The organism is Melaminivora sp., from assembly GCF_032059615.1.
Taxonomy (GTDB): Bacteria; Pseudomonadota; Gammaproteobacteria; order Burkholderiales; family Burkholderiaceae_C; genus Melaminivora.
In genome coordinates, this window is record NZ_DAMCAM010000027.1 from 1 (window position 1) to 18,008 (window position 18,008).

General features: G+C 70.3%; 18 protein-coding genes. 12 read left to right on the plus strand and 6 right to left on the minus strand.

Going from position 1 to position 18,008, the window contains the following annotated elements; genetic code table 11:
- A partial coding sequence (gene aceA, locus RT051_RS07705; protein ID WP_313074574.1) for an isocitrate lyase occupies positions 1–593 on the plus strand: 593 nt, incomplete at its 5' end.
- Between the two features lie 117 nt (positions 594–710).
- On the opposite strand, the gene RT051_RS07710 is transcribed toward aceA, so the two are convergent.
- Entirely contained in the window at positions 711–1,862 is a 1,152-nt protein-coding gene (locus tag RT051_RS07710) for a helix-turn-helix domain-containing protein (RefSeq protein WP_313074577.1), read from the minus strand.
- Positions 1,863–2,041: 179 nt separating this feature from the next.
- Between RT051_RS07710 and RT051_RS07715 the strand changes: the two genes are divergently transcribed.
- The 8 genes from RT051_RS07715 to RT051_RS07750 all read left to right on the plus strand — a co-directional run bounded on the left by RT051_RS07715 (position 2,042) and on the right by RT051_RS07750 (position 10,830).
- The gene (locus RT051_RS07715; protein WP_313074580.1) at positions 2,042–2,518 is read left to right on the plus strand and encodes a (2Fe-2S)-binding protein; all 477 of its coding nucleotides are present in this window, start codon (positions 2,042–2,044) and stop codon (positions 2,516–2,518) included.
- Positions 2,519–2,547: 29 nt separating this feature from the next.
- Positions 2,548–4,920: a xanthine dehydrogenase family protein molybdopterin-binding subunit gene (locus RT051_RS07720; RefSeq protein WP_313074582.1), complete on the plus strand. Its 2,373-nt coding sequence runs from the start codon at positions 2,548–2,550 to the stop codon at positions 4,918–4,920.
- 19 nt (positions 4,921–4,939) lie between these two features.
- Positions 4,940–5,731 (plus strand): xanthine dehydrogenase family protein subunit M, encoded by a 792-nt coding sequence (locus tag RT051_RS07725; RefSeq protein WP_313074585.1) that lies wholly within the window; start codon positions 4,940–4,942, stop codon positions 5,729–5,731.
- 295 nt (positions 5,732–6,026) lie between these two features.
- Complete coding sequence (locus RT051_RS07730; RefSeq protein WP_313074587.1) at positions 6,027–7,034, plus strand: MoxR family ATPase; 1,008 nt, start codon at positions 6,027–6,029, stop codon at positions 7,032–7,034.
- A 93-nt stretch (positions 7,035–7,127) separates the two neighbouring features.
- Positions 7,128–8,369: a VWA domain-containing protein gene (locus RT051_RS07735; protein ID WP_313074589.1), complete on the plus strand. Its 1,242-nt coding sequence runs from the start codon at positions 7,128–7,130 to the stop codon at positions 8,367–8,369.
- A gap of 28 nt (positions 8,370–8,397) precedes the next feature.
- Entirely contained in the window at positions 8,398–8,961 is a 564-nt protein-coding gene (locus RT051_RS07740) for a carbon monoxide dehydrogenase subunit G (RefSeq protein ID WP_313074590.1), read from the plus strand.
- Positions 8,962–9,154: 193 nt separating this feature from the next.
- Positions 9,155–10,195, plus strand: a complete 1,041-nt coding sequence (locus RT051_RS07745; RefSeq protein WP_313074592.1) for an XdhC family protein — start codon at positions 9,155–9,157, stop codon at positions 10,193–10,195.
- Positions 10,195–10,830 carry an NTP transferase domain-containing protein gene (locus tag RT051_RS07750; RefSeq protein ID WP_313074595.1) on the plus strand — a complete coding sequence of 212 codons (636 nt, stop codon included), beginning with the start codon at positions 10,195–10,197 and terminating at the stop codon, positions 10,828–10,830. Before RT051_RS07745 ends, RT051_RS07750 begins: the two co-directional genes overlap by 1 nt.
- Positions 10,831–10,859: 29 nt before the next feature.
- On the opposite strand, the gene RT051_RS07755 is transcribed toward RT051_RS07750, so the two are convergent.
- Positions 10,860–11,450, minus strand: a complete 591-nt coding sequence (locus tag RT051_RS07755) for a DUF5610 domain-containing protein (protein ID WP_313074598.1) — start codon at positions 11,448–11,450, stop codon at positions 10,860–10,862.
- Positions 11,451–11,543: 93 nt separating this feature from the next.
- Positions 11,544–12,431 (minus strand): plasmid replication/partition related protein, encoded by an 888-nt coding sequence (locus tag RT051_RS07760; RefSeq protein WP_313074601.1) that lies wholly within the window; start codon positions 12,429–12,431, stop codon positions 11,544–11,546.
- Between the two features lie 142 nt (positions 12,432–12,573).
- Here RT051_RS07760 and RT051_RS07765 point away from each other — a divergent pair, with 142 nt between their 5' ends.
- Positions 12,574–14,214 carry a methyl-accepting chemotaxis protein gene (locus RT051_RS07765; RefSeq protein ID WP_313074604.1) on the plus strand — a complete coding sequence of 547 codons (1,641 nt, stop codon included), beginning with the start codon at positions 12,574–12,576 and terminating at the stop codon, positions 14,212–14,214.
- A gap of 158 nt (positions 14,215–14,372) precedes the next feature.
- Here RT051_RS07765 and yegQ read toward each other — a convergent pair whose 3' ends face one another.
- Together yegQ and RT051_RS07775 are read right to left on the minus strand one after the other, a co-directional pair.
- Positions 14,373–15,746 (minus strand): tRNA 5-hydroxyuridine modification protein YegQ, encoded by a 1,374-nt coding sequence (gene yegQ, locus RT051_RS07770; protein WP_313074607.1) that lies wholly within the window; start codon positions 15,744–15,746, stop codon positions 14,373–14,375.
- Positions 15,747–15,836: 90 nt separating this feature from the next.
- Positions 15,837–16,733 carry an MBL fold metallo-hydrolase gene (locus tag RT051_RS07775; protein ID WP_313074610.1) on the minus strand — a complete coding sequence of 299 codons (897 nt, stop codon included), beginning with the start codon at positions 16,731–16,733 and terminating at the stop codon, positions 15,837–15,839.
- Between the two features lie 105 nt (positions 16,734–16,838).
- Between RT051_RS07775 and RT051_RS07780 the strand changes: the two genes are divergently transcribed.
- Both RT051_RS07780 and RT051_RS07785 read left to right on the plus strand, forming a co-directional pair.
- Positions 16,839–17,084 carry a ParD-like family protein gene (locus RT051_RS07780; RefSeq protein WP_313074613.1) on the plus strand — a complete coding sequence of 82 codons (246 nt, stop codon included), beginning with the start codon at positions 16,839–16,841 and terminating at the stop codon, positions 17,082–17,084.
- Positions 17,081–17,362, plus strand: a complete 282-nt coding sequence (locus RT051_RS07785) for a type II toxin-antitoxin system RelE/ParE family toxin (RefSeq protein WP_313074615.1) — start codon at positions 17,081–17,083, stop codon at positions 17,360–17,362. The genes RT051_RS07780 and RT051_RS07785 overlap by 4 nt, the downstream gene beginning before the upstream one ends.
- 79 nt (positions 17,363–17,441) lie before the next feature.
- Here the strand turns inward: RT051_RS07785 and RT051_RS07790 are convergent, their stop codons facing one another.
- Entirely contained in the window at positions 17,442–18,008 is a 567-nt protein-coding gene (locus tag RT051_RS07790) for a response regulator transcription factor (RefSeq protein WP_313074617.1), read from the minus strand.

An 18,008-nucleotide genomic window follows, 5' to 3' on the forward strand; every position in this document is an offset into this window, starting at 1 on the left:
ACCTGATCACCAGCGACCACGACGCCAACGACAAGCCCTTCCTGACGGGCGAGCGTACGCAAGAAGGCTTCTACCGCGTCAAAAACGGCCTGGAGCAGTCCATCAGCCGCGGCGTGGCCTACGCCCCCTACGCCGATCTGGTGTGGTGCGAGACCGGCGTGCCCGACATCGGCTTTGCCCGCGAGTTCGCGCAGGCCGTGCACGCCGCCTGCCCGGGCAAGCTGCTCTCCTACAACTGCTCGCCGTCCTTCAACTGGAAGAAGAACCTGAACGACAGCCAGATCGCCTCCTTCCAGGAAGAGCTGTCGGCGCTGGGCTACAAGTTCCAGTTCATCACGCTGGCCGGCATCCACATCAACTGGTTCAACACCTTCCAGTTCGCTCACGCCTACGCCCGCGGCGAAGGCATGAAGCACTACGTCAACATGGTGCAGGAGCCCGAGTTCGCGGCGCGCGAGAAGGGCTACACCTTCGTGAGCCACCAGCAGGAAGTGGGCGCGGGCTACTTCGACGACGTGACCACCGTGATCCAGGGTGGCTCGTCCTCGGTCAAGGCGCTCGCCGGCTCGACCGAAGAAGAGCAGTTCCACTGACACCCGGGGCGCCCGGCCAGGGCGCCACGGCCGTGAACCGGAAGGCCGGGCCACCCCAGCAGGTGGTCCGGCTTTTTTGCGCTTTTTTCATAGCTGCAGCCCCAGGCGTGGCGCCGTCTAGAGCTCTTTTTTGTTGTGCCCAAGACCCTGGTCGGCCCTGGGCGTGCCATCGCCCTCGGTGCCACGCTGCGCCGCGAGCCGCCGGTACAACGTGGCCCGGCTCAGGCCCAGCGCCCGGGCGGCCACCTCCACGCGCCCGCCGGCGTCGCGCACGGCCTGGTGGATCAGCTCCTTTTCCAGTGCCTTGAGCGGGCGCGCCGCCACGGGACGGCTGCGCGGGTCGGACAGCCGGGCGGCCACGCGCACGTGCAGGCCCGACCACAGCGGCACCAGCGCCGCGTCCTCCCCGCGCGCCTGGTCGAACAGCGCCTCCCAGGGCGCGGCGAACAGGTCGCTGGCATGCAGGGCGGCGGCGCCCGGCGGGCGGGCCAGAGCCGGCAGCATCTCGCGCGCTGCCCGGTTGGCGCCGGCCACGCCGCCGTCGGCGTCCAGGCACAGCAGGCCGGGCGGTGCGGCCTCGCCCCGGGCGGCGGGCCAGGACAGGGCCAGGCGCAGGCGGTGGGGCCGCGCCAGCAGCAGCGCATCCTCGATGCGCAGCGCCGCCTGCGCCACCAGGTGTTTCAGCTCGGGCCGCTCGGGCACGTTGACGCCGGTCACATCCAGCATGCCCAGGCACTCTCCCGCCGGGCCCAGCAGCGGCGCGCCGGCGCAGCTATAGACGCTGGTGTGGCGAAAGAAGTGCTCGCCCCGGTGCAGCCAGACCGGCACCTGCTCGGCCAGCGCGGCGCCGATGGCGCTGGTGCCGATGCTGTCCTCGGACAGGTCCACGCCCACGCGGGCGATGGCGTGGGCGTGCGGCTCGGCGTGGTCCACGGCGCCGCCCGCCGCCAGCACGGTGCCGCCCGCATCGGTCAGCAGCGCGAAATGGTGGATGGGCGCCAGCAGCGCGCCCAGGCGATCCAGCTCGGCGCGCGCGGCGGACAGCAGCGCGGCATGGGCCTCGGCCAGGCGCGCGGCGGCGCCTGCGGGCACGGGGTTGAAGACCAGCGCCTCGTCGGGCCTGCGGCCCTGGGCCAGGCAGCGGCGCCAGCTGTGCAGGAGCCAGGCGCGGCCGCCCCAGGCACTGGCCAGGGGCGGCGCCAGTTCGCCGCCCGCCAGCACGCTCTGGCGCGCCTGCGCGATCTGCCTGAGGCGAAGGTCGTCGTGCATGGCCGGGGTGTCTCCTGCGGTGCGACGGCAGGGCGCGGGGCGTCTCATTCTGAGAATTTGTCCGCCGTTGCCTGCCAATCGAGGGTTTTCCCATGGACTTCTGGCGAGTCCTTGTTCCAAGAATGGACCGATTCTGACACCGCAACCCCCGATCCCGTGAAACGCAAGGAGACGCCCGCATGAAAGTCGAACTCGTCGTCAATGGCAAGCAGGTGAGCGCCGACGTGCCGCCCAACACGCTGCTGGTGCAGTTTTTGCGCGAGCACCTGCGCCTGACGGGCACGCACATCGGCTGCGACACCGCGCAGTGCGGCGCCTGCACCGTGCTGGCTGATGGCCGGGCCATCAAGTCGTGCAACGCGCTGGCTGTTCAGATGCAAGGCTGCGAGATCACCACCATCGAGGGCCTGGCCGCGCAGGACGGCACGCTGCACCCGGTGCAGGCGGCCTTCAAGGAGTGCCACGGCCTGCAATGCGGCTTCTGCACGCCCGGCATGGTGCTGAGCACGGTGGACCTGCTGCAGCGCCACCCGAGTGCCGACGAGCGCCAGATCCGCGAGCAGCTGGACGGCAACCTGTGCCGCTGCACCGGCTACCAGAACATCGTGCGCGCGGTGCAGACGGCGCAGCAGTCCACCGCCACCGCCGTTGCCTGAAGCAGCCGCCCGCACAAGGAGACACAGACATGGGTGCCACCGACTTTGCCAAGCTGCCGCACATCGGCCAATCGCTCAAGCGCAAGGAAGACGCGCGCTTCCTGACCGGGGTTGGCAACTACACCGACGACATCAACCAGGCGCACCAGAAGTACGCCGTGTTCGTGCGCTCGCCGCATGCGCACGCGCGCATCAAGAACATCGACACGACAGAGGCCGCCGGCATGTCCGGCGTGGCCGCCGTCTACTCGGGCCGCGACATCGAGGGCAAGATGGGCGGGCTGCCGTGCGGCTGGCTCATCAGCAACCCCGACGGTACGCCGATGAAGGAGCCCATGCACCCCATCCTGGCCATTGGCAAGGTGCGATACGTGGGCGACCACGTCGCCATGGTGGTGGCCGACACTGTGGATCAGGCGCGCGACGCCGCCGAGGCCGTGCAGGTGGACTACGAGGAGCTGGCCCCGGTCATCGACATGAAGCGCGCCAAGGACGGCCCGGCGCTGCACGACGAAGCGCCCGATAACCAGTGCTACAAGTGGACGCTGGGCGACAAGGCTGCCGTCGAGGCCGCCTTCGCCAATGCCGCGCACGTGAGCAAGATCGACCTGGTCAACAACCGCCTGATCCCCAACGCCATCGAGCCGCGTGCGGCCAACGCCAGCTACAACCGCGCGACCGACGAGTACGTGCTGTACGTGTCCAACCAGAACCCTCACGTGGAGCGCTTGCTGCTCACCGCCTTCGTGCTGGGTCTGCCCGAGCACAAGGTGCGCGTCATCGCGCCGGACGTGGGCGGGGGCTTCGGCTCGAAAATCTTCCTGTATGCCGAGGACGTGGCCGTCACCTGGGCCGCCAGGCAGCTCAATTGCGCTGTGAAGTGGACAGCCGACCGCAGCGAATCCTTCCTGAGCGACTGCCACGGCCGCGACCACATCACGCACGCCGAGATGGCCATGGACCAGGATGGCAAGTTCCTGGCCATGCGCGTGCACACCGACGCCAACCTGGGCGCCTACCTCTCCACCTTCGCCTCCAGCGTGCCGACCATCCTGTACGGCACGCTGCTGGCCGGGCAATACGCCACGCCGCAGATCTACGTCGAGGTCGATGGCTGGTTCACCAGCACCGCGCCGGTCGATGCCTATCGGGGCGCGGGACGGCCGGAAGCGACCTACGTCGTCGAGCGCTTGGTCACGCGCTGCGCGTGGGATCTGGGACTCGCCCAGGACGAAATCCGCCGGCGCAACTTCATCACCCAGTTTCCCTACCAGACGCCGGTAGCGCTGCAGTACGACATCGGCGACTACCCCGCCTGCATGGACCAGGCGCAGCAGCTGGGCGAGGTGGCCGGCTTTGCCGAGCGCAGGAAGGCCAGCGAGGCCAAGGGCCTCAAGCGCGGCATCGGCTACAGCAGCTACATCGAGGCCTGCGGCCTGGCGCCCTCCAACATCGCGGGCGCCCTGGGCGCGCGCGCCGGCCTGTTCGAGGCTGGCGAGGTGCGCGTGCATCCCACCGGCAGCGTGACGGTGTTCACCGGCTCGCACAGCCACGGCCAGGGGCACGAGACAACGTTCGCGCAGCTGGTCGCCGCGCGGCTGGGACTGGACCCGTCCCAGGTGGACATCGTGCACGGCGACACCGGCCGCGTGCCCTTCGGCATGGGCACCTACGGCAGCCGCTCGCTGTCGGTGGGCGGCACGGCCATCATGAAGGCGCTGGACAAGATCGAGGCCAAGGCCAAGAAAATCGCCGCCCACCTGATGGAAGCATCCGACGCCGACATCGAATTTGCCAACGGCGAATTCACCGTCAAGGGCACGGACAAGAAGGTGCCGTTCGCCCAGGTGTCGCTCGCCGCCTACGTGCCGCACAACTACCCGCTGGACAAGCTGGAGCCGGGCCTCAACGAAACCGCGTTCTACGACCCGACCAACTTCACCTACCCGGCCGGCACGCACATCTGCGAGGTCGAGATCGACCCCGAGACCGGCGTGGTGCGCGTGGACCGCTACACCGCCGTGGACGACTTCGGCGTGATCATCAACCCCATGATCGTCGAGGGCCAGGTGCACGGCGGGCTGGTGCAGGGCATAGGGCAGGCGCTGCAGGAATACGGCGTGTACGACCGGGACAGTGGCCAGCTGCTCACCGGCAGCTACATGGACTACCAGATGCCGCGCGCCGAGGACTTCCCGCAGTTCAGGCTGGGCCACGTGTGCACGCCCTGCACGCACAACCCGATCGGCGCCAAGGGCTGCGGCGAGGCGGGGGCCATCGGCTCGCCGCCCGCGGTGATGAACGCGGTGCTGGATGCCCTGAAGGACCTGGGCGTCCAGGACCTGGACATGCCCGCCACGCCGCACCGCGTCTGGCAGGCGATCCAGTCGGCCAAGGCTTGAGCAGGAAAGGGGAACGAACATGTACGCATTCACCTACGAGCGCCCCGCCAGCCGCGACGCGGCGCAATCGCTGGCGCGCGCCGGCGGGCAATTCCTGGCCGGCGGCCAGACGCTGCTGCCCTCGATGCGGCTGCGCCTGGCAGCGCCCGGGCAGCTCATCGACCTGGCCGGCGTGCAGGAGCTGGCCAGCATCCGCCGCGAAGGCGACCAGCTGGCCATAGGCGCCATGGCGCGCCACCACCAGGTGGCCGAGAGCGAGGCGGTGCGCGCCGCCATCCCGGCGCTGGCGCACCTGGCCACGCTGATCGGCGACCGCCAGGTGCGCGCGCGCGGCACCCTCGGCGGCTCGCTGGCCAACAACGACCCGGCCGCCGACTACCCCGCAGCCGTGCTGGGCCTGGGCGCCACGGTGCAGACCACGCAGCGCAGCATCGCCGCGGATGACTATTTCCAGGGCCTGTTCGCCACGGCGCTGGAAGAGGGCGAGCTGATCACCGCCGTGCATTTCCCGATCCCGCGGCGCGCGGCCTACGTCAAGTTCCGCCAGCCGGCGTCGCGCTTCGCGCTGGTCGGTGTGTTCGTCGCGCAGACCGCTGGCGGAGTGCGCGTGGCTGTCACTGGTGGCGGCAACGGCGTGTTCCGGCACACGGCGATGGAGCAGGCGCTGACTGGCGATTTTTCGCCCCAGGCGATCGCCGGCGTAGCCACCGACGAGGGCGAGATGAGCAGCGACCTGCACGGCAGCAGCGCCTACCGCGCACACCTGGTGGGCGTGATGGCCCGGCGCGCGGTGGAGCAGGCGCTGGCCTGACCCGCTCCCCGCCCCCTCTCCCGCACGCGGGAGAGGGCTGGGGTGAGGGTGACGGACGGGGGCGCTGCGCTTGAACTGCCCCCTCACCCCCACCCTCTCCCCCGAGGGGGCGAGGGAGCAACAGAGGAGATACGGCACGTCCTCGCCCATGCAGGGTTGTCAAGCCCAGCTTGCTGATGTGCAGACCAGCTTCAGGGACTGAAAACCCGATGCATGAACATCAAAATTCATAGCTGACGACCGTTGCAACACAAGGGCCAGGGCCCGATTCATCTAGTTTTCCCGGATAGCCCCCATGACCCTTCCGTCCGGCCCCACCGCCTCCATCGACGCCCTGCAGGCCGCCTTGCAAACTGTCGGCTACTACGCCGACCGCCGCCTGGCCACGGCCGCCTTCCTGGCCCTGAAGCTCGGCCGCCCGCTGCTGCTGGAGGGCGAGCCCGGAGTCGGCAAGACCGAGCTGGCCAAGGCACTGGCCGCCGTGCTCGCCCGGCCGCTGCTGCGCCTGCAATGCTTCGACGGCCTGGAGCAGCGCGAGGCGCTGTACGAGTGGAACTACGCCGCGCAGCTGCTGCACCTGCGCGCGGCCGAGGGCAGCAACACCGCCGAGGAGCTGGAGCAGGAGGTCTATCAACCCCGCTACCTGGTGCGCCGCCCGCTCCTGCAGGCGCTGCAGACGCCCGAGCCCGGCGCGCTCTTGCTGATCGACGAGGTGGACCGCGCCGATGAGCCCTTCGAGGCCTTCCTGCTCGAATACCTGGGCGAGTACCAGGTCAGCATCCCCGAGCTGGGCACGGTGCGCGCCGCCGTGCCGCCCGTGACCTTGCTGACCAGCAATCGCACGCGCGAGCTGCATGACGCCGTGCGGCGCCGCTGCCTGTACCACTGGCTGGACTACCCCGAGCGCGAGCGCGAGCTGGCCATCGTGCGCGCGCAGGTGCCCGAGGCGCCCGCGCAGCTCGCTGCCCAAGTCGCTGCCTTCGTGCAGCAGCTGCGCAGCGCCCCCTACGGCGACCGGTTCCAGCGCGCCCCGGGCATCGCCGAGACGGCCGAGTGGGCGCGCGCCCTGGTGGCCCTGGACACCATTGCCCTCGACCCCGAGGTGGTGGTGGACACCGCCGGCATCCTGTTCAAGCAGCGTGATGACGTGGCCGCACTGAACCTGGCGCTGGCCGACGAGGCGCTGCAGGCCATGCGGGCCGGCGAGCAGCAGCGGATCGAGCAGCAGGGGCAGGGGGAACATCCCGCCCCGCCTGCCAGCGCCCCCACTCCCTCTCCCGCTGGCGGGAGAGGGGCGGGGTGAGGGCCGCCCGCCACCGCCCCCAGGCCCATTCGGACCAGATTTTGACGAAAACCCGCCCACGCCGGCGCCAATCCACGACATAACGCTATCAAAATGCAAGCGCCAGCATCCCCGTCCCGCCCCATCCCCCAGCTGGGAGACGCGCGCACCGGCAAGCTGGCCGCCAACCTGGCGGCCTTCGGCCGCAGCCTGCGCCGCGCCGGCGTGCCGGTGGACGCCGCGCGCATCGCCCTGGCGCAGCAGGCGCTGCTGGCCGTGGGCCTGGCGCAGCGGCTGGACATGGAGGCCGCGCTGGAGTCCGTGCTCGTCAGCCGCGAGGCCGACCGCCTGGTCTTTCGCGAGCTGTTCGCCGCCTTCTTCCGCGACCCGGAACTGGCGCACAAGCTGCTCGCGCAGATGCTGCCGCGCGCCGATGGCCGCGCCGAGCCGCCGCGCCAGCGCCCGCGCGTGCGCGAAGCCCTGGCGCCGCCGCGTGCTGCCAAGACCGCCCAGCCGGCGCAGGAGCAGCAGGCCACCGACCTGGACGCCGCCATGAGCGCCAGCCAGCTCGCGCGCCTGAAAAACGCCGACTTCAACCAGCTCAGCGCCAGCGAATACCGCCTGGTGCAGCAGCTGGTGCAAGCCATCGCGCTGCCCGTGCCCACGGTGGCCACGCGCCGCAGCCGCGCCGGCAGCCGGGGCGCGCGCATCCATTGGGGCCGCACGCTGCACGCCGCCGCGCGCACCGGCGGCGACGTGGCGCTGCTGGCGCGCCGCAAGCCGCGGCGCCAGCCGCTGCCGCTGTTGATCCTGGTGGACGTGTCCGGCTCCATGGAGCGCTACGCGCGGCTGCTGCTGGCCTTCTTGCACGCCGCCACCGCGCGCGTGGCCGTCGGCGGCCGGCGCTTGGCGGTGCGCCGCGACGCATTCGCCTTCGGCACGCATCTGACCGACCTGCACGCCGCCTTCGCCCACGCCGACACCGACGCCATGCTGACGCACGCCGGCCGGCTGATCCAGGACTTCGGTGGCGGCACCTGCCTGGGCGCGAGCTTGGCCGAGCTGCGCCGCCGCCACGCGCGCCGCCTGGTGGGCCGGCGCACGCTGGTGCTGCTGGTCAGCGACGGCCTGGACACCGGCGAGCCCCAGGCGCTGGCGCAAGAGCTGGACTGGCTGAAACGCCACACGCGCAGCCTGCTGTGGCTGAACCCGCTGCTACGTTTTGATGGCTACCAGCCGCTGGCCCAGGGCGCGGCCGCGCTGCACCGCGCCTGCGACGCCATGCTGGCGGTACACAACGTCACCCGGCTGCAGCAGCTGGCCGCCGCCCTGGCGCAACTGCTGCGCCAGCGTTGAAATTTTTCAAGGAAAAAGGAGACCCATCATGGAAATGCAAGGCACGCGCCAGCTCGCCGTCACCCAGCAACAGGCCTGGCAAGGCCTGAACGACCCCGAGGTGCTCAAAGCCTGCATCCCCGGCTGCGACAGCATCGAGGCCACGGGCGAGAACACCTGGGACCTGGTCAACGCCATCAAGGTCGGACCGGTCGCGGCCAGGTTCAAAGGCAGCATCGAGCTGTCCGACATCCAGCCGCCCGAGAGCTACACGCTGACTTTCGAGGGCAACGGCGGCGTGGCCGGCTTCGGCAAGGGCAGCGCGCAGGTGCGGCTGCTGCCCCAGGGCGAAGGCTGTGAACTGGCCTACAGCGCCAACGCCACCGTCGGCGGCAAGATCGCCCAGGTGGGGCAGCGGCTGATCGACGGCGTGGCCAAGTCCATGGCCGAGAGTTTCTTCAAGCGCTTCGAGGAGGAGATGCAGCGCCGCCATGGCCCGCAGCCCGAGGCGGATGCGCAGGAAGAGGGGGAAAAGCCCGGCGCGCTGAAGAAGATGTGGGGCAAGCTGACCGGCGGCGGAAAGGACGAGCCGGCAGCGCAGGGCGAGGCCTGAGGTGGTTACCGCTTCGTGCAGGACGCAAGGCGTGGGCTTCCCAGCTCCCTCGCACCCTTCAGGGCGAGAGGGCGGGGGTGAGGGGGTTTGGTTGCCGTATGCCTACGTTTCGCGCAAAAAAGCCGTTTTTTCGGCGTCCGCATTGGACAGTGTGCTATCAATTTGACCAGCAAACCTTAACGAAAGGCCCGCCATGGAAAACCTCGACGTCACCGTGCTGCGCGCCCTGCGCGACTGGCGCGCGGCCGGCCAGCACGCGCTGCTGGTCACGGTGGTGCGCACGTGGGGGTCGTCGCCGCGCCCCGTAGGCTCCATCATGGCGCTGCGCGGCGATGGCGCGGTGGTCGGCTCGGTTTCGGGCGGCTGCATCGAGGACGACCTGATCGCCCGCTACACACAAACCGGCGCCCAGGACGCGCTGCCGCGCGAATCCGCGCCGCAGTTCGCACGCTACGGCGTATCGGCCGAGGAGGCTTTCCGCTTCGGCCTGCCCTGCGGCGGCACGCTGGAGCTGCTGCTGGAGTTCGACCCCGACGCCGCCAGCCTGCGCGAGCTGGTGCAGGTGCTGGACGCCGGCCGCCTGGTGCACCGCAGCGTGCGCCTGACGGACGGCCAAGTCGAGCTGGCTCCCGCCGACGCCCCCGCCGACCTGAGCCTGGACGCCCACCGGCTGGTCAACACCTTCGGCCCCGAGTACCGCATGCTCATCATCGGCGCCGGCCAGATGAGCGAATACCTGGCCACCATGGCGCTGTTTTGCGGCTTTGCCGTCACCGTCTGCGATCCGCGCGAGGAATACCGGGGCAGCTTCGACGTGCCCGGGGCGCGGCTGCTGGCGACCATGCCCGACGACACCGTGGCCGACATGCAGCCGGACGCGCGCACCTGCGTCATCGCCCTGACGCACGACCCCAAGCTGGACGACCTGGCCCTGTTGCAGGCGCTGGAAACGCCGGCCTTCTACATCGGCGCCATCGGCAGCCGGCGCAACAACGCCGCGCGGCGCCAGCGCATGATCGAACACCTGGAGCAGACCGAGGAGACGCTGGCGCGCCTGCGCGGCCCGGTGGGCATTTACATCGGCAGCAAGACCCCGCCCGAGATCGCAGTGAGCATCATGGCCGAGGTGCTGGCGGTGAAGAACGGGGTGCAGCTGCCGCGCGACCTGGACGTGGCCCACGTCAAGGACCGCCAGGCGCTGGCACCGGCCGGCTCGGCCTGCACCGTCGGCTGATGGAGGCCGGCGCCATCGTCATGGCCGCCGGCGCCGGCCGGCGCATGGGCTGGCAGCCCAAGAGCCTGCTGCGCCGCGACGGCGAGCCCCTGCTGCTGCGCCAGCTGCGCCTGCTGCACGAGGCCGGCGTGCAGCACCGCGTGGTGGTGCTGGGCCACCACGCCGGGCCGCTCAATGCCGCGCTGCAAGCCGCCGGCCCGCCGTTTGCCAGCGTGGCCAGGGCCGTCAACCCCGCACCCGATGCCGGTCCGGGCGGCTCGCTGCGTTGCGGCCTGGCGGCGCTGCCCGCAGGGCTGGACGAGGTGCTGGTGGTGCTGGGCGACCAGCCGCTGCTGCAGCTGCAGGATCTGCAGGCCATGCGCGCGGCCTGGCGCAGCCGCGACGCCGAAGTCGAGCTGGCCGTGCCCTGGCACGACGGCCAGCCGGGCCACCCCGTGGTCTTCGGGCCGGCGCTGCGCGCCGCGCTGGAGCAAGGCGAGGCCGGCACGGGCCTGCGCGAGTGGCGCCGCGCCCATCCGCAGCAGGTGCTGGCCGTGCCGCTGGCGCATGCGCGCTGCACCACCGACGTGGACACGCCGGAGGACCTGCTGCGGCTGCAGCAGAAGCATGGGGTGCTGCTGCAGCAGTCCGCTTGAGCAGATGCGCTGAATGTGGGGTGTCCGCCTCAGGTGGGTGCTGCCGCGTTCTGCGCCTGCCCCTCCCTGAGCGCCGCCAGGCGCGTGTCCAAGAAGTCGTCGTAGCCCTTTTGCACCAGGGCATGGGTCTTCTGGATGTCGACCTCGATGGCGCTGCCCTCGCCCAGCACACCCAGGCCGCCGAGGATCTTGCGTGCCTCGCCAAAGCCGCGTTCGAAGCCGCCGCGGATCAGGCCGACGAAGTCGCGCAGCACGGTCTCGGCGTCCTTGCCCTGGTGCTGCGCGGCGTAGGCGTCGAAGAAGGCCGTGGACTGCGACAGGATGCGGCCAGCCGTGGCCTCGGCGCTGTTGTCCTGCTGCAGGGCCGTCTGCAGCGCGTTTGGCCCGAACTCCGGCGCCAGCAGCTCGTTGATGTGGTCGATGGCCGAGCGGTAGAGCAGGGCCAGGGAATCATCCCCGGCCTTGATGGAGACGTCCATGGACGCCTGCAGGATCTGCGCGTTGAGCTGGGCGCGCTGGCCCGCCGGGCTGGCGGCGGCAGTGCGGCGGGCTTCGTCCACGGACTGCGAAGGCGCCGCGGTGGTGGATGCCGAAGCAGCGGTCGGGGTCAGGGCGGCCATGGAACTCTCCTCTCCAAAAAGCAGAACAGGGCCGTGTTATCGGCTCTTTTCGCGCTTTCCTGAAGGCCAGGCCGTGGCAGGGGGCAGCGAGGGTCAGCCGCCGTGCTCGGCCAGCAGCTCCTGCAGGGCCTTGACCTGCTCGCGCAGGCGCTGATTTTCCGCCTCCAGCTCGGCCACCCTGGCCTGCAGCGCAGGGGCGTCGGGCGCTGGCGCGGCCTCGCCGGCAGCACTGGCGCCTTCGGCGTCCGCCTGCGATTTGGGCTTTTTCTTGCCCTCGCGCACGCGCCGTGCGGCCTGCTTGAGCTCCTGGGCGCCGCCGCTGGCGGCTGCCTGCTGCTCGGCGACCGGCAGCTGCGCGACCACGGCGGCGGCGTTGAGCGACAGCTCGCCCGACTTGACGGCCGCCACCACCTCGGGCGCGGCGTTCTGGTGGATGGCCTCGATCATCTTGACCTGGGTGGCCGTCAGGCGCGCGGCGCGCGCCAGGGCCTCGCGCGTGTCCAGGGCGTCGTCGGGCACCTTGGGCACGCTGGCCAGGGCCCGCGCCACCACCGGGTCGGTGTCGCCCTCCCAGGGCGCTTCCTCGGGCGCGGCAGGTTGCGCCTCGGCGCGCGCGGCCACCACGGCGGCCGCGGCGGCGGCGCGGCGCGCGGCGATGATCTCGCGCTTGCGCAGCGCCAGCACGCCGCGCTGGAACTCGGACACGCTGCGCCGGCCCAGGTGCTGGTCGATCATCCACAGATGCACGTCCTCCAGGCTGCGAAAGTGCGGGTTCTGCACGGTCTGGAAAGGCAGGCCGTGCTTTTGGCAGATGCCGTAGCGGTTGTGCCCATCGACCAGCACGTCGCCCCACAGCACCAGCGCGTCGCGACAGCCCTCGGCCAGGATGCTGCGCTCCAGCGCCTCGTGCTCTTCGGGGGTCAGGGGGTCGATATAGGCCTGCAGTTCGGGCAGGACGGTGATCTTTTCGGGAATGGGCATGCGCCTATTGTCCAACCACGGGCCCTGCCCTGCCGGGCTCGGGACATACCCTGTTGCGAACGATCGTTCGTTTATTGTCCACTTCGTGCTCAGCACGATCGTGCTTTTTTATTTTTCATGGTGCAAGGCGGGAGGGGCGGGCATGAAACACATCAGCGTGACGCAAAAGCTGTGGCTGGGCGTCGCGACCATCGTGCTGGGGTCGGTGGTCATCCTGGCGCTGGCGGGCGTCAACTCCGCCCGGCACCAGAAGAAACACGAGGAGCGCGACCGGGCGCTGACCCTGCGGCTGGAGCAGGCCACGCAGTGGCAGGCGCTGGCCCAGGTCAACGCCGTGCGCACCATGGCGCTGATGCTGGGCCAGGATGCCGAGGACGAGGCCGAGTTCTCCGGCCAGATCGCCCGCACGTCGGCCGAGATCAGCACGCTGGCGCAGGCCCTGCAGGCCGGCGCGCCCGACGAAGCCGAGCGCGGCCGCCTGCAGCAGGCGCTGGCGCTGCGCCAGGCCATGCAGGCGCGGCGGGCCGAGGCCCTGGCGCTCAAGCAGCAGGGTGATGCGGAGCAGGGCCGGGCCCTGGTGCGAACCGGCTACCGGCAGGCGTCGGACGCCTACCAGCAGTCCCTGGCCACGCTGGCGCGCCAGCAGGCCGAGGGCTTGGCCGCCATGCGCGCCGAGATGGGCACGGCGCGCCAGGGCGTGGTGCGCGGTGCGGCCTTGAACATGGTCGGGCTGCTGCTGGCCATCACGCTGGGCGCGTGGCTGTTGATCAACGGCATCCGCCGGTCGCTGGCGCAGGCCAACGGCGTGGCCGCGCAGATCGCCGCGGGCGACCTGGACGTGCGCGTGCAGGTGCTGCGCCACGACGAGTTCGGCCGGCTGCTGCAGTCGCTGCAGGCCATGAGCGCGTCGCTGGGCGCCATGATCGAGGAGGTGCGCGACAGCGGCGACACCATCGCCGCGGCCAGCGCCGAGATCGCCGGCGGCAACCAGGACCTGTCGCAGCGCACCGAGCAGACGTCCAGCCACCTGCAGCACGCCGCCTCGGCCCTGCACGGCCTGACGCAGACGCTGCACGCCACGGCGGCGGGCGCGCGAGAGGCGGCCGGCCTGGCGCAGCAGGCCTCCAGCGTGGCCGAGCGCGGCGGCGCCGAGGTCGGCACGGTGGTGGCGACCATGACCGACATCCACGCGCGCAGCCAGCAGATTGCCGACATCACGGGCGTGATCGACTCGATTGCCTTCCAGACCAACATCCTGGCGCTGAACGCGGCGGTCGAGGCGGCGCGCGCGGGCGAACAGGGCCGGGGCTTTGCCGTGGTGGCGGCCGAGGTGCGCCAGCTGGCCCAGCGCAGCGCCCAGGCGGCCAAGGAGATCAAGCAGCTCATCCAGGACTCGGTGCAACGCGCGGCCGACGGCGCGCGCCTGGTGCAGGGTGCGGGCAGCACCATGGACGAGGTGGTGCGCGCCATCCAGGGCGCCAGCGCCGTCATGGGCGAGATCAACACCAGCGTGGCCGAGCAGTCGGGCAGCATCGCCCAGGTCAGCGAGGCCGTGGGCGCGCTGGACCGGATGACGCTGCAAAACGCCGCGCTGGTGGAAGAAAGCGCGGCCGCGGCGCAGAGCATGCACCAGCAGTCCGAACACCTGCGCGCGCTGGTGCAACGCTTCAAGGTCGGGGCGCTGCAGCGGCTGCAGCCGGCGCCGCGTGCGCAAATGCCGGTGGCCGTGCGCCCGGCCGCGCTGCCACGGACTGCGGCGCCCCAGGCGCTGGAGCTGGCCTGAGGACGATCTGGCCCGGGCGCGTGCCGTGTCCATTTGCCACACCGGCCTGCTGTTGCGCGGCAGGGCTCCAACTCTCTCTCCCCCGCCCTCTCCCGCCTGCGGGAGAGGGGGGAAAACCGGGGAAACCGGCGCCCACCAACGGTGTGCAGCTATCTATTTCAAAGCAGACGCGCAATCAGCGCTCCGTCCGCCGGCTCCTGCAGCGGAATGCGCACGCGGATCGGGCTGCCCTGGGCGACCTGCACCGGCTCGCCGTCGAGGTTGAACATCTCCTTGAGCTCGATCTGCCGGTTGCCCGCCGGGTGGATGATCTCCAGCCGATCGCCCACGGCGAAGCGGTTCTTGGTCTCCACCTCGGCCATGCCGTCCTGGTAGCTGCGCACCTCGGCGACGAAGTGGCTGCGCTGCAGCACGCTGTGGCCGGTCTCGTAGTTCTGGTAATCGTGGGCCGGGCGGCGCTCGAGCAGACCGCCGGTGTAGCCGCGGTTGGCCAGGCCTTCCAGCTCGGTGATGAGCGCCGGGTTGAAGAGCCGGCCGGCCACGGCGTCGTCAATCGCGCGGCGATAGACCTGCGCGGTGCGCGCGACGTAGTACAGGCTCTTGGTGCGGCCCTCGATCTTGAGCGAGTCGACCCCGATTCTGACCAGCCGCTCCACGTGCTCCACGGCGCGCAGGTCCTTGCTGTTCATGATGTAGGTGCCGTGCTCGTCCTCCATGATGGGCATGTGCTCGCCGGGGCGGCCCATTTCCTCGAGCAGGTAGACCTGGTCCGCCTTGGGGTGGCGCTGGCCGCTGCCACACGTGCCCGGGACCGTGCTGGTGAACTGGCTGTCGGCCTCCTCGCGCGCCTGGGCGAAGTCAAAGCGCTTGTCCATGCCGGAGGCCAGCGCCTCGCCGGTGTTGGGATCCACTTGCGCGTCGTGGGTCTTATATTCCCAGCGGCAGGCGTTGGTGCAGGTGCCCTGGTTGGGGTCGCGGCGATTGAAGTAGCCGCTGAGCAGGCAGCGGCCCGAGTAGGCGATGCACAGCGCGCCGTGCACGAACACCTCCAGCTCCATGTCCGGGCATTCCTGGCGGATCTTCTCGATCTCGTCCAGGCTCAGCTCGCGCGACAGGATGATGCGCGACACGCCCATCTTCTGCCAAAACTTCACCGTCGCCCAGTTGGTGGTGTTGGCCTGCACCGAGAGGTGCACCTCGGTCTCGGGCCACTTCTCCTTGACCATCATGATCAGGCCCGGGTCGGCCATGATGAACGCGTCGGGCTTGCACGCGATGACCGGCTCGATGTCGCGCAGATAGGTGCGCACCTTGTCGTTGTGCGCGATCAGGTTGCTGGTGACGAAGAACTTCTTGCCGCGCGCGTGGGCCTCGGCGATGCCTTCGGCAATCTGCTCCAGGCGGAATTCGTTGTTGCGCGCGCGCAGGGAGTAGCGCGGCTGGCCGGCATAGACGGCGTCGGCGCCGAAATCGTAGGCGGCGCGCATCTTGTCGAGCGAGCCGGCGGGCAGCAGCAATTCGGGGCTTTTCATGGCGGGGCAGGGGGCCGGAAGGAAACCGGCGATTGTCCGCCAAGGGGAAAGATCGCAACGCCAGCCGGGTCAGCCGGCGCAGGCGCTGTGTCAGGCCAGGTGGTAGCGCCCGTCCTCGTCCTGGCGCACGGCGCCCCCCTCCTGAAGCCGCGCGAGGTGCTGCTCGATGGTGCGCTGCTCGGCCATCGTCACCCAGGGCAGATCCACGCCCGGCGGATAGAGCAGGCCGCGTCCCGCCAGCTCGGCCAGGGTCTGCGGGCGCTCGCCCAGCCAGGCGCACAGGCGCTGGTCGCGCTCGTCGATCTTGGCGGCAAAGCGGGCCAGCGCCTGCAGAAAATCTGCGCGCTCGGTCAGCACGCCCCGGTGGTGCGAGGTGACCCAGGCGCGCGCATCCAGCTCCTTCAGGCGCTCCAGGCTGCGTGCGAACTGCTCCAGGCTCGAGCCCGCATCGCCGTAGTAGGGGCCGAAACCCGTCAGGTCGATGTCGCCGATGAAGGCCGTGCCCGAGCTTTCCTCGACCAGCGCGCTGTGCCCGGACGAGTGCCCGGGCAGATGGTGCGCGCGCACGCGCACGCCGCCGCCCAGCTCCCACATCTGGCCGTCGGTGTAGGCCAGGGCGTCGGGTCGGGGCTGGTAGTCGAAGTCGCGCACGATGGCGGCGTGCAGCGCGTCGAGCACTTCGTCCGGGTAGCCATAGTGGCGCTTGAAGCCCTCCCAGGAGCGCGCGGCCTGCACGTCCGCCTCGTGCACGTGCAGCTGCGCCTGCTGCAGGCGGCCCAGGCCCACGGCGTGGTCCTCGTGCATGTGGCTGAGGATGAGCAGGTCGGCGCCATCCAGGTCGGCGCCGATCTCGCGCGAGACCAGCGGCGTGTCGAACGCCGCGCGGCTGTCCGCGCCCTGCACGACGACCTGGTTGCCATCGGGGTACTTGCCCGACTTGGCGCCCAGATAAACGCGCACCGGGCCGAGGGTGAGGGTGGGTTGCATGGGCAACGATGATGCCAGAGGGAGGGTCTGCGAAGGCCCGAGGGGGCTGTGTTTCGCTCATCGGGATGCTTGACTACAATTGTGGTAAATCAGAAAGGAAGCACCATGACAACCCTCTCCGTCCGGATCGATGAAGCCCTGGTCGAGGCCGCACGCGTGAGCGCCAAGGCCGAATTTCGCAGCGTGCAGGGCCAGATCGAATACTGGGCCAAGCTCGGCCGTGCCGCGCTGGACAACCCTGATCTGCCCGTGTCCTTCATCTCGGAAAGCCTGATGGGCCTGGCCGAGCCGCGCGAAGACAGCGTGCCTTTTGTCCCCCGCAGCCGCTCCAGCAAAGCCGACCAGCCATGAGCTGGGAAGTGCGCCAGACGCGGCGCTTTGCCCGCACCTATAAAAAGCTGGTGAACGCTGCGTTGATTGCGGATACCGATGCCGCCGTAGGTGCGGTGGCAGACAACCCGGATGTGGGCGCGCGCAAAAAGGGCGACTTGGCCCAGTTGTGGGTGTACAAATTTCGCAGCCAGGGGCAGCTTTATTTGCTGGGCTATACCCGAGAAGACACCCTGTGCCTGATCTATCTTGAAGCGCTGGGGCCGCACGAGAATTTCTATCGTGACCTGAAGGGCTGAGCGCAGGCTGATTCCGCTGGAAATGGCGTGCTGACGGACGCTCCCAACGCTTGGCCTGGGAATCTCGGGGGTGCCACGGCTAAACCCTGCGTTTCTCCAGCTTGCGCGCCAGCGTGCGCCGATGCAGGCCCAGGCGCCGCGCGGCCTCGGAGATGTTGAAGCCCGTCTCGGCCAGCACCTCGTGGATGTGCTCCCACTCCAGCGTCTTGATGGAGCTGGCGCGCGGGCTCAGGCCGACGTCGGCGTCGCCCGTGGTGCGGGCAAAGGCGGCCTCGATGTCGTCGGTGTTCGACGGCTTGGCCAGGTACTGGCAGGCCCCCAGCTTGATGGCCTCGACGGCGGTGGCGATGCTGGCGTAGCCCGTCAGCACCACGATCAGCATGTCGGCGCGGGCGGCGTGCAGGGCGCGCACGCAGGCCAGGCCCGTGGCCTCGCCGCGCAGCTTCAGGTCCACCACCGCGTAGCCCGGGCGGTGCAGGGCCAGCAGCTCCTGCACGCGCGCCAGGCTGTCGGCGCGCAGGACCTGGTAGCCGCGCCGCTCCAGCGAGCGCGCCAGGGTGCGGGCAAAAGCCTCGTCGTCCTCCACCAGCAGCAGCTGCCGCGCCGGGGCGGTCGGCGCAAGGTCTTCTTCGGATGAATTCGTCAC

What these genes read in the sequence shown, in the direction of transcription:
- RT051_RS07710 (WP_313074577.1), bottom strand. Translation starts at nt 1,862, where the DNA reads ATGCACGACGACCTTCGCCTCAGGCAGATCGCGCAGGCGCGCCAGAGC.
- RT051_RS07715 (WP_313074580.1), top strand. Translation starts at nt 2,042, where the DNA reads ATGAAAGTCGAACTCGTCGTCAATGGCAAGCAGGTGAGCGCCGACGTG.
- RT051_RS07720 (WP_313074582.1), top strand. Translation starts at nt 2,548, where the DNA reads ATGGGTGCCACCGACTTTGCCAAGCTGCCGCACATCGGCCAATCGCTC.
- RT051_RS07725 (WP_313074585.1), top strand. Translation starts at nt 4,940, where the DNA reads ATGTACGCATTCACCTACGAGCGCCCCGCCAGCCGCGACGCGGCGCAA.
- RT051_RS07730 (WP_313074587.1), top strand. Translation starts at nt 6,027, where the DNA reads ATGACCCTTCCGTCCGGCCCCACCGCCTCCATCGACGCCCTGCAGGCC.
- RT051_RS07735 (WP_313074589.1), top strand. Translation starts at nt 7,128, where the DNA reads ATGCAAGCGCCAGCATCCCCGTCCCGCCCCATCCCCCAGCTGGGAGAC.
- RT051_RS07740 (WP_313074590.1), top strand. Translation starts at nt 8,398, where the DNA reads ATGGAAATGCAAGGCACGCGCCAGCTCGCCGTCACCCAGCAACAGGCC.
- RT051_RS07745 (WP_313074592.1), top strand. Translation starts at nt 9,155, where the DNA reads ATGGAAAACCTCGACGTCACCGTGCTGCGCGCCCTGCGCGACTGGCGC.
- RT051_RS07750 (WP_313074595.1), top strand. Translation starts at nt 10,195, where the DNA reads ATGGAGGCCGGCGCCATCGTCATGGCCGCCGGCGCCGGCCGGCGCATG.
- RT051_RS07755 (WP_313074598.1), bottom strand. Translation starts at nt 11,450, where the DNA reads ATGGCCGCCCTGACCCCGACCGCTGCTTCGGCATCCACCACCGCGGCG.
- RT051_RS07760 (WP_313074601.1), bottom strand. Translation starts at nt 12,431, where the DNA reads ATGCCCATTCCCGAAAAGATCACCGTCCTGCCCGAACTGCAGGCCTAT.
- RT051_RS07765 (WP_313074604.1), top strand. Translation starts at nt 12,574, where the DNA reads ATGAAACACATCAGCGTGACGCAAAAGCTGTGGCTGGGCGTCGCGACC.
- yegQ (WP_313074607.1), bottom strand. Translation starts at nt 15,746, where the DNA reads ATGAAAAGCCCCGAATTGCTGCTGCCCGCCGGCTCGCTCGACAAGATG.
- RT051_RS07775 (WP_313074610.1), bottom strand. Translation starts at nt 16,733, where the DNA reads ATGCAACCCACCCTCACCCTCGGCCCGGTGCGCGTTTATCTGGGCGCC.
- RT051_RS07780 (WP_313074613.1), top strand. Translation starts at nt 16,839, where the DNA reads ATGACAACCCTCTCCGTCCGGATCGATGAAGCCCTGGTCGAGGCCGCA.
- RT051_RS07785 (WP_313074615.1), top strand. Translation starts at nt 17,081, where the DNA reads ATGAGCTGGGAAGTGCGCCAGACGCGGCGCTTTGCCCGCACCTATAAA.